The organism is Acinetobacter sp. GN11 (genome assembly GCF_054823985.1).
In genome coordinates this window covers 1-9,126 of the sequence record NZ_JRVL01000111.1, presented here as the reverse complement: position 1 = coordinate 9,126, position 9,126 = coordinate 1, and the positions used below count along the sequence as shown (strand labels likewise).

Genomic DNA, 9,126 nt, shown 5'->3' with positions numbered 1-9,126 from the left:
AAAAGGATATGCAATTAACGGAAGAGCAATTACTCGCAGCATATAAAAGCATGCGTGATATTCGTGAATTTGAAGATCGACTTCACGAAGAAAATACCAATGGTGATATTCCAGGTTTTATTCACTTATATAGTGGAGAAGAGGCTGTAGCAGTCGGAATTTGTGAAAACTTAACTGATAAAGACTATATCACTTCAACCCATCGTGGACATGGTCACTGTATTGCAAAAGGTTGTGACATTCACGGCATGATGCTGGAAATTTTCGGTAAAGATGATGGGCTGTGCCGTGGAAAAGGCGGCTCTATGCATATTGCCGATTTAGATAAAGGCATGCTTGGTGCTAACGGGATTGTGGGTGGTGGGCCTCCTTTAGCAATCGGTGCTGCACTAACAGCGAAAACCTTAAAAACTGGCGGTGTCGGGCTGTCTTTTACAGGTGATGGTGGCTCAAACCAAGGCCTTACTTTCGAAGCAATGAACATGGCGGTTGTGCTTAAACTCCCAGTCATTTTCGTCTTTGAAAATAACGGTTTTGGCGAAGGTACTGGCCATGATTACGCAGTTGGAAGTAAAGACATTGCAGGGCGTGCAGCAGGATTCGGTTTGCCAGCCGTTAAAGTCGACGGTACAGATTTCTTTGCAGTTTATGAAGCGGCTCAAATTGCCATTGAACGTGCACGCCGTGGCGAAGGTCCAAGTGTCATTGAGACGATTACTAACCGTTTTTATGGACATTTTGAAGGTGACCCGGGCCTCATTCGCTCAAAAGAGGAAGTCGATTTCGTTAAAGAAAATAAAGACCCTTTGAAAATTTTCCGAGAAAAAGTTAAAGGCAAAATTGATGAAGCCAAATTAGACGAGATTGATGCTGTGTCTAAGGCGAACGTTGATGATGCAGTTGCTAAAGCTCGCGCTGCGGCATATCCAAAACCAGAACAACTCCTTACCGACGTCTATGTCTCTTACTAAAGGAATAGTAAAGATGCCAAATAAAAGTTTTCGTAATGCAATTAAAGAAGCCATTGAATCAGAAATGCGCCGTGACCCAACTGTTTTTGTTGTGGGCGAAGATGTGCGCGGTGGACATGGTGGTAAAAATACTGAAGATAATGAGCTTGAAGGCTTCGGTGGTGTACTTGGTGTAACCAAAGGCTTATGGACAGAATTTGGTTCGGAACGTGTTATTGATACGCCAATTACCGAGTCTGCAATTATTGGTATGGCCGCGGGTGCTGCTGCAACAGGTTTGCGTCCTGTTGCCGACTTAATGTTTATGGATTTTTACGGCGTGTGTCATGACATGCTCTATAACCAAGCTGCTAAATTCCGCTATATGTTTGGTGGAAAAGCAAAAGCGCCAATGGTTGTACGTGGCATGATTGGTGCTGGTTTTTCTGCGGCAGCTCAACATTCTCAGTCACCATATAACGTATTTGCTGCGGTTCCAGGTTTAAAAGTTGTGGTTCCATCTAGCCCATACGACGTGAAAGGGCTTTTAATTCAGGCTATTCGTGATGACGACCCAGTAGTGTTCTGTGAGCATAAAATGCTTTATGACATTAAAGGTGAAGTTCCAGATGATGCCTATACCATTCCTTTTGGTGTAGCAAATTACACCCGTGAAGGGACAGACGTGACCATTATTGCTTTAGGATTGATGGTACACCGTGCCAATGAAGTAGCAGACAAACTGGCAAAAGATGGCATTTCGGTTGAAGTGGTAGACCCTCGAACAATTTCACCTCTTGATGAAGAAGGAATTTTAGAGTCTGTTGCATCGACTGGACGTGTGGTTATTGTGGATGAATCAGCGGCACGCTGTGGTTTTGGTCATGATGTTGCTGCACTGGTCGCGCAAAAAGGTTTCCACTATTTAAAAGCACCTATTGAACTCGTAACGCCACCACATACGCCTGTTCCATTCTCTCCAGTTTTAGAAAAAGAATGGATTCCAAGTGTAGAGCGTATTGAGCAAGCTGTGCGAAAAACATTGGAGGCTTAGGATGAGCGAAATTAAAACGCTGGAGATCCCGAAATGGGGATTATCTATGGAAGAAGGCACGATCGCCCAATGGTTGATTAAAGAGGGTGATAGCTTTAATAAAGGCGATGAAATTTGTGAAATTGAAACCACAAAAATCGTCAATGTGTTAGAAGCGCCTTTTGCAGGAACGCTCCGTAAAATTTTAGCGAAAGATGGTGATACTTTACCTGTCGGTGGTCTTATTGCCGTATGTGCTGAAAGTGAAATTTCTGATGCAGAAATTGAAAAGTTTATCGCATCACTAGGTGGTTCAGCAGCTAAAGCCCCTGAAGCACCTACTGAGCAAAGTAAAGCGGAAGCATCAGCACCTGTTGCTGAAAAAGCCGAACAACCACAGTCTGTAGTTGCAAGTGCTCCAGCTCCTGCAAAGGTAGTGAAAGGTGACTATGCTGTACCGGAGTCATTACAAGGCTATCAAACATCTGATGAGTTGTTTACAACGCCGCATGCGTTAAAGCTTGCAGAAAAGCACAATGTGAACTTGGCAAAAGTGACGGGTTTTGGTCGTGAAGGACGTATTAGTGTTCAAGACATCCAGAAGGCCGTGCAGGCTGCTGGAGGCCAGTGGCCTGATGTTAAACAGCAACATCAAGCTAAAGTGGTTAAGTCAACTGCCGATGATAGCCAAGTTCTAGCAACACCTGTTGCACGCCGTTTGGCAAAACAATGGGGCATTAACCTAAATGACTGCCGTGTCTCAGGTACCCGAGGCCGTGTTTGTAAAGAAGACGTTGAAGCGGTTTACAACCGTGAAAACCCAACGGCGGTAAATAAACAACCTGTCCAATGTGCTGCTAGTCAACCACAATCGACAATTACAACTGTCGCGATGAATGGTATGCGTAAAGCGATTGCCTCACGCTTGCAAGCGGCAAAACGTAATGCGCCACATTTCCGTCTTGTAGTCGATCTAAACGTAGAAGCTTTGCAAAATTTACGAAAGCAAATTAATGAGACTGTTCCACAAGTCAAACTTTCTATTAATGACATGCTGATTAAAGCCGCCGCCGCGGCACTGATAAAAGTACCTGAGGTAAACGTTCAATTTGATGAGGCGACTCAATCAATTTTACAGTTCTCTCAAGCGGATATTTCGGTGGCCGTAGCAATTCCAAACGGTTTAATTACACCAATTGTGAAAGCCGCCAACCAGAAGTCTTTAGCACAGATTTCCGAGGACATGCGTGATTTGGCAACGCGTGCCAAGATTGGAAAGTTACAACCTGACGAATTTCAGGGAGGCAGCTTTAGCATTTCAAATTTAGGAATGTTAGGCGTTAAACAGTTCGATGCCATTATTAATCCACCGCAAGGTGCAATTATGGCATTAGGCGCTTCTGAATCACGTGCTGTTGTTGAAAATGGAAATGTAGTGATTCGTGAGATTGTCACAGCGACACTGTCATGTGATCACCGCGTCATTGACGGTGCAGTTGGGGCGAAATTCTTGGCCAGTTTTAAGCAGTTTGTTGAAAACCCTGCTTTAATTTTGGTGTAGGAGAACCCGCATGTCAGAAGCTCAATTTGATTTAATTGTGATTGGCGCGGGACCGGGTGGGTATGTGGCTGCAATTCGTGCAGCCCAGCTCGGGTTAAAAACCGCAATTGTTGAAGAGCAACATTTAGGTGGAATTTGCCTAAATTGGGGCTGTATTCCAACTAAAGCTTTGCTTGCAGGGGCAGAGCTTGCAACCCAGTTTAAACATGCTGGACAGTTTGGTTTTCAGGTATCTCAACTCGATTTTGATATTCAAAAGCTTGTGCAGTATAGCCGACAAGTATCAGCTCAGTTAGTACAAGGCATTGATTACCTGCTGAAAAAGAATCAGGTGACCATGTTTAATGGTCGTGCTCAGCTTATGGCAAAAGAAAAACTTGAAGTGACAGATGCTCAAGGGAACAGTCAAGCTTTAAGTGCACCGCATATTATTTTGGCAACTGGGGCTAAAGCTCGACATGTTCCTCAACTTCCTGTCGATGGAACATATGTCTGGAGCTATAAAGAAGCGCTTGTTCCAGAGCAGTTACCGAAAAGTTTACTGGTTGTAGGTTCAGGTGCAATTGGTAGTGAGTTTGCTAGCCTTTATCAAGACTTGGGATGTCAGGTCACGCTTATTGATTTAGCCAAGCAAATTTTACCGACTGAAGATGCAGAAGTTGCTCAATTTGTCAGAAAACAATTTGAACAAAAAGGAATGAAAGTCTTAACCGATGCTGTCGTTCAAAGTATTCAAATTGAAAATGGTCAAGTTCACTGTGTGATTGAAACGGCAAATGATGTTCAAACGCTTGTTTTTGACCGTGTGCTTTCGGCAATTGGTGTACAGCCTAATACCACAGGGCTAGGCCTAGAACGTTTAGGTGTGGAACTAAATCCACAAGGTTTTGTGGCAATTGATGACTATTGTAAAACCAATGTAGTAGGGCTTTATGCCATTGGGGATGTTGCTGGAGCACCATGTCTTGCGCATAAAGCAAGCCATGAAGCCATGATATGTGTCGAGAAAATTGCTGGTGTAGCAAACGTACATTCACTCGATCGTAGCCAGATTCCGGGTTGTATTTTTACGCATCCACAAGTGGCGAGTATTGGTTTAACGGAAAATGCAGCAAAAGCTCAGAATCTACCTATACGAATTGGTAAGTTTTCTTTAACTGCAAATGGCAAAGCTTTGGCAATTGGCGATGCGTCAGGTTTCGTTAAAACGGTGATACATGCAGAAACGGGCGAGCTACTTGGAGCACATATGGTCGGCCATGAAGTGACCGAGCATATTCAGGGCTTTGCAATTGCTAAATATCTAGAAGCAACTGATGAAAGTTTAGCTCAAGTGATTTTCCCGCATCCAACTTTATCAGAAGCCATGCATGAATCCATTTTGGCTTCAATGCAACGAGCGATTCATATGTAGAAATTCTGCATTTACAGGAGTTGAATATGGTTAAGGGATTAAAAGATAAAGTCGTTTTAGTGACAGGGGCAGCTCAAGGCATTGGCCGCGGGATTGCCCTGCGCTTGGCGCGAGAAGGAGCACACATTGCACTAGTCGATATGAAACAAGATCGACTGAACGATGTGCAGCAGGAAATTCAGGCTTTAGGTGTAAATGCGAGCACATTTATTGCCGACGTGAGTGACCGTGAGCAAGTATACGCCGCTATAAATCATGCTGAGCAGACCCTTGGTGGATTCGATGTCATGATTAATAATGCTGGAATTGCACAGGTTCAAGCGATTGCTCATATCACACCTGATGAATTTCAAAAAATTGTTGATATTAATATTGGTGGAGTGCTGTGGGGCATACAGGCTGCTGCTGCAAAATTTAAACAACGCCAACATAAAGGTAAAATCATTAATGCTTGCTCAATTGCGGGCCATGATGGGTTTGCTTTACTCGGTATTTACTCAGCAACCAAATTTGCGGTACGGGCACTTACTCAAGCTGCGGCAAAAGAATACGCCAGTCATGGTATTACGGTAAATGGATATTGTCCCGGAATTGTCGGAACAGACATGTGGGTTGAAATCGATAAACGTTTTGCTGAAATTACCGGCGCTGCAATCGGTGAAACCTATAAAAAGTATGTGGAAGGCATTGCTTTAGGTAGAGCCCAAACACCAGACGATGTAGCCGCATTAGTTGCTTTTCTGGCAAGTGAAGATTCGGACTATATTACGGGTCAATCTATTTTAACGGACGGCGGAATAGTCTATCGCTAAAACAACATCCTGATTTGAGGGGGATAATAATGAAAGCAGCGCGTTTTTATGACAGAGGCGATATCCGTATTGAGGATATCCCAGAACCAGAAGTCACTCCCGGCACTGTAGGCATTAAGGTTGCTTGGTGTGGAATTTGTGGTACAGATTTGCATGAGTTTATGGAAGGGCCAATTTTTATTCCACCGTGTGGGCATCCGCATCCTATTTCAGGCGAATCTGCGCCGATTACCATGGGACATGAGTTTTCAGGTGTGGTCTATGCCGTAGGTGAAGGTGTTGATGATATTGAAATTGGTCAGCATGTGGTGGTAGAGCCTTATATTGTGGCCGATGATGTACCAACTGGGCCGGGAGACAATTATCATCTTTCTAAAAATATGAACTTTATTGGTTTAGGCGGTCGTGGCGGTGGTTTATCGGAAAAAATTGCGGTTAAACGCCGTTGGGTGCATCCAATTTCCAATAAAATTCCACTAGATCAGGCGGCACTAATTGAACCGTTGTCGGTGGGTCATCATGCATATGTGCGCAGTGGTGCAAAGGCTGGTGATATTGCACTGGTTGGTGGTGCAGGTCCAATTGGTTTGTTGCTTTCGGCAATTTTAAAAGCGAAAGGGCTTAAGGTCATCATTACCGAGCTAAGTGCAAAACGTAAAGAAAAAGCCAAAGAGTCGGGAGTCGCAGATTATATTTTAGACCCGTCAGAAGTTGATGTTGTTTCTGAGGTCATGAAAATTACTATTGGCGATGGTGTCGATGTCGCGTTTGAATGTAGTAGCGTTAACAAGGTGTTAGATACCTTGGTTGCAGCAGTGAAACCAACAGGCGTTATTGTTATTGTTTCGATTTGGAGCCATCCAGCATCAATTAATGTGCATAGTGTGGTAATGAAAGAGCTTGATGTACGAGGCACAATTGCCTACGTAAATGACCACCAAGAAACCATTAAACTGGTCGAAGAAGGTAAAATAAATCTGGAACCTTTTATTACCCAGCGTATTCAACTTGACGATTTGATTTCACAAGGTTTTGAAACCTTAATTCATAACAATGAGTCCGCCGTTAAGATTATCGTACAGCCATAAGTAGACATTTAAACCAATAAAAAGAGCGATAATTCGCTCTTTTTATTAAAGTAAATTGTTATTTTGGGCTTCAATAATAGGAGGTAATGGCTGTCCTAAAGAGCTTAACGACTCCCGCTCAATCAAGCGGACAATAGAATCGAGCGGTAAATCATTTTCTTGCAAACCAAAAGGTTCTTCAATTTGAGCACTTAGGGCGTCTAGCCCTAAAAACATATAAGCGATTAAGCCGACAATAAGCGGTGTCCAGATGCCTAAAGCAGCTTCAAGGCTAAACGGTAATATGAAACAGAAACAATAAACAGCACGGTGCAAAAGTACTGAATATGAGTAGGGCAAAGGCGTACCAGCAATTCGGTCACAACCTGCTTGAATATTACCTAGCTCAACAATATGACGTGTCAATGTGCTGTAGATAATGTCACTAATTTCGCCATCTTTTAAAGCTTTGACTAAATCTTTTTGAATATTTTCGAGTACAAACTGGGGGGCATTAATATGTTCATTTAAATAATTAAGTGAAGAGTTATTTAAATAGGCATGTTCAAGAAATTTTGTTGGCTCGGCCGTTTGCTGTCGCAGCCGATCACGCAGTAAATTAGTAAAAATTAAAACTTGATGGATTAAATGTTCACGCTGTTCTTTGGATAGAACATGGCTATCTCTGACAATATGTCTGGCATTTGCAATTAAAGCGCCCCATAACTTGCGTCCTTCCCACCAACGGTCATAACACGCGTTATTTCTAAAACCGGTACAAATTGAAAGAATAACGCCAAAGATGGTAAATCCAATTGCGGGAACGGTAGGGATTTGAATCCAATGATAATAAGAAAGCCAGACTACACATGCTGAAATAAGAACAACAAAACTCAATGCGGGCAAAACTTTGGGTAGAACTGTTCCTTTCCATGCAAATAAGAGTTTAAAAACGCTGTTTTTATCGCGAACAATCATAGAAAGCCTTTGAACTAACGGACCTAACCAAGTGCAGTATGATACGCCTTAGATCAGATAAATACCTCCCTAAAGCTTATGTTTTTGTCTATATCGCCAAAGCGTAGTGCGGCTAATTCCAAAAATATTAGCGACCATATTCAGGTTGTGGTTATATTTTTCTAAAGTGGCTTGCACATTTTCAGGATTAAGCTCTGTATTTGTCTCGGGTAATTTAACGTAATCATCTGCATTTAAGAGTTCATTTGGTAAGTCTTCGACTTCAATTTCATCCTTACCATTTGCCATAGTTAAAGCATAAAGCAAGGTATTTTTAAGCTCACGAACATTTCCCGGCCAGTCATAATTCAATAAAACTTGCATGGCTTTTTGATTGACATGACGAGGCATTGTGTCGAGTTGAGTTGAGCTTTCTTTTAAAATCTGATCGACAATGAGAGGAATATCGACTTTCCGCTCTCTGAGTGGTGGTATAAAAATTGGAATTACGCGTAAACGGTAGAGTAAATCATGACGGAAACGCCCAGCCTTAGCCTCTTCGCGTAAAGCTTTATGTGTTGCGGTAATAATTCGGACATTGGCTTGAATCGGTTTTTCACCACCTACAGGAGTAAATTCACCTGTTTCTAACACCCGTAATAATTTAGCTTGAAGCTCTAAAGGAATCTCGGCAATTTCATCCAGAAACAGCGTTCCACCAGCGGCACGTTCAAACACGCCTTTATGGTCACGAATTGCTCCTGTAAAAGCACCTTTCACATGCCCAAATAGTTCACTTTCTAAAATATTAGAATTCAAAGCTGCACAGTTAATCGCTACAAAAATCTTATTTTTACGTTGGCTATAATCATGAATTGCTTTTGCCACAAGCTCTTTACCGCTACCAGATTCGCCGCGGACGAGCACTGGAAACTCAGTAATTGCCACTCTTTGAATGATTGAAAACATACGGGCCATTTCTGGTGAGCAACTATTAAAAACCTTGGCTAAGTCTTGTAATTGTTCTGTTAGCTCTACTTTATCAGCAATATCATTCTCTATACTAACGGGCTGTAGAATATGCAATTTCCCGATGATGCGATGCTCTGCGATGTAAATATCATTTTTCTGATAGATGAATCGCTTTCTCATTTTAGGAGTATTAACTTCGAGATATTGATTGTGATGATCTTGAGTCAGAGCTGCCATACTCTCGACAGAAATGTCATCTGTATTAAATTTATAGTGAATTGCTTGAGTCGTCGTGTCTGCTAAAAACAGACTCGTATTTGGGAATAAAGCTTTTAATTGTTCAAATAAAATAAAAAAATC

At 42.4% G+C, this 9,126-nt stretch carries 8 protein-coding genes; 6 read left to right on the top strand and 2 right to left on the bottom strand.

All coding sequences use genetic code 11. The features are described from left to right. Window positions 1-8: 8 nt before the first annotated feature. From NL42_RS11260 to NL42_RS11235, 6 genes are read left to right on the top strand one after another with little or no spacing between them, the layout of a single operon-like run. A complete protein-coding gene (locus tag NL42_RS11260) occupies window positions 9-971 on the top strand; it encodes a thiamine pyrophosphate-dependent dehydrogenase E1 component subunit alpha (RefSeq protein WP_461312809.1) in 963 nt (320 codons plus the stop codon). A 13-nt stretch (window positions 972-984) separates the two neighbouring features. Next, the gene (locus NL42_RS11255) at window positions 985-2,004 is read left to right on the top strand and encodes an alpha-ketoacid dehydrogenase subunit beta (protein ID WP_016138203.1); all 1,020 of its coding nucleotides are present in this window, start codon (window positions 985-987) and stop codon (window positions 2,002-2,004) included. A 1-nt stretch (window position 2,005) separates the two neighbouring features. Next, window positions 2,006-3,544, top strand: coding sequence for a 2-oxo acid dehydrogenase subunit E2 (locus tag NL42_RS11250; protein WP_461312808.1), 1,539 nt, complete (start codon window positions 2,006-2,008; stop codon window positions 3,542-3,544). A 10-nt stretch (window positions 3,545-3,554) separates the two neighbouring features. After that, on the top strand, window positions 3,555-4,958 hold the full coding sequence (lpdA, locus tag NL42_RS11245; RefSeq protein WP_461312807.1) for a dihydrolipoyl dehydrogenase: 1,404 nt from the start codon (window positions 3,555-3,557) through the stop codon (window positions 4,956-4,958). A gap of 26 nt (window positions 4,959-4,984) precedes the next feature. Further along, window positions 4,985-5,770: an acetoin reductase gene (locus NL42_RS11240; protein ID WP_461312806.1), complete on the top strand. Its 786-nt coding sequence runs from the start codon at window positions 4,985-4,987 to the stop codon at window positions 5,768-5,770. A gap of 29 nt (window positions 5,771-5,799) precedes the next feature. After that, window positions 5,800-6,858 (top strand): 2,3-butanediol dehydrogenase, encoded by a 1,059-nt coding sequence (locus tag NL42_RS11235; protein WP_461312805.1) that lies wholly within the window; start codon window positions 5,800-5,802, stop codon window positions 6,856-6,858. 45 nt (window positions 6,859-6,903) lie between these two features. Here NL42_RS11235 and NL42_RS11230 read toward each other — a convergent pair whose 3' ends face one another. Both NL42_RS11230 and NL42_RS11225 read right to left on the bottom strand, forming a co-directional pair. Then, the gene (locus tag NL42_RS11230) at window positions 6,904-7,815 is read right to left on the bottom strand and encodes a bestrophin family protein (protein WP_461312804.1); all 912 of its coding nucleotides are present in this window, start codon (window positions 7,813-7,815) and stop codon (window positions 6,904-6,906) included. Between the two features lie 69 nt (window positions 7,816-7,884). Beyond that, window positions 7,885-9,126: sigma-54 interaction domain-containing protein (locus NL42_RS11225; RefSeq protein WP_461312803.1), on the bottom strand; the 1,242-nt coding region annotated here is incomplete at its 5' end.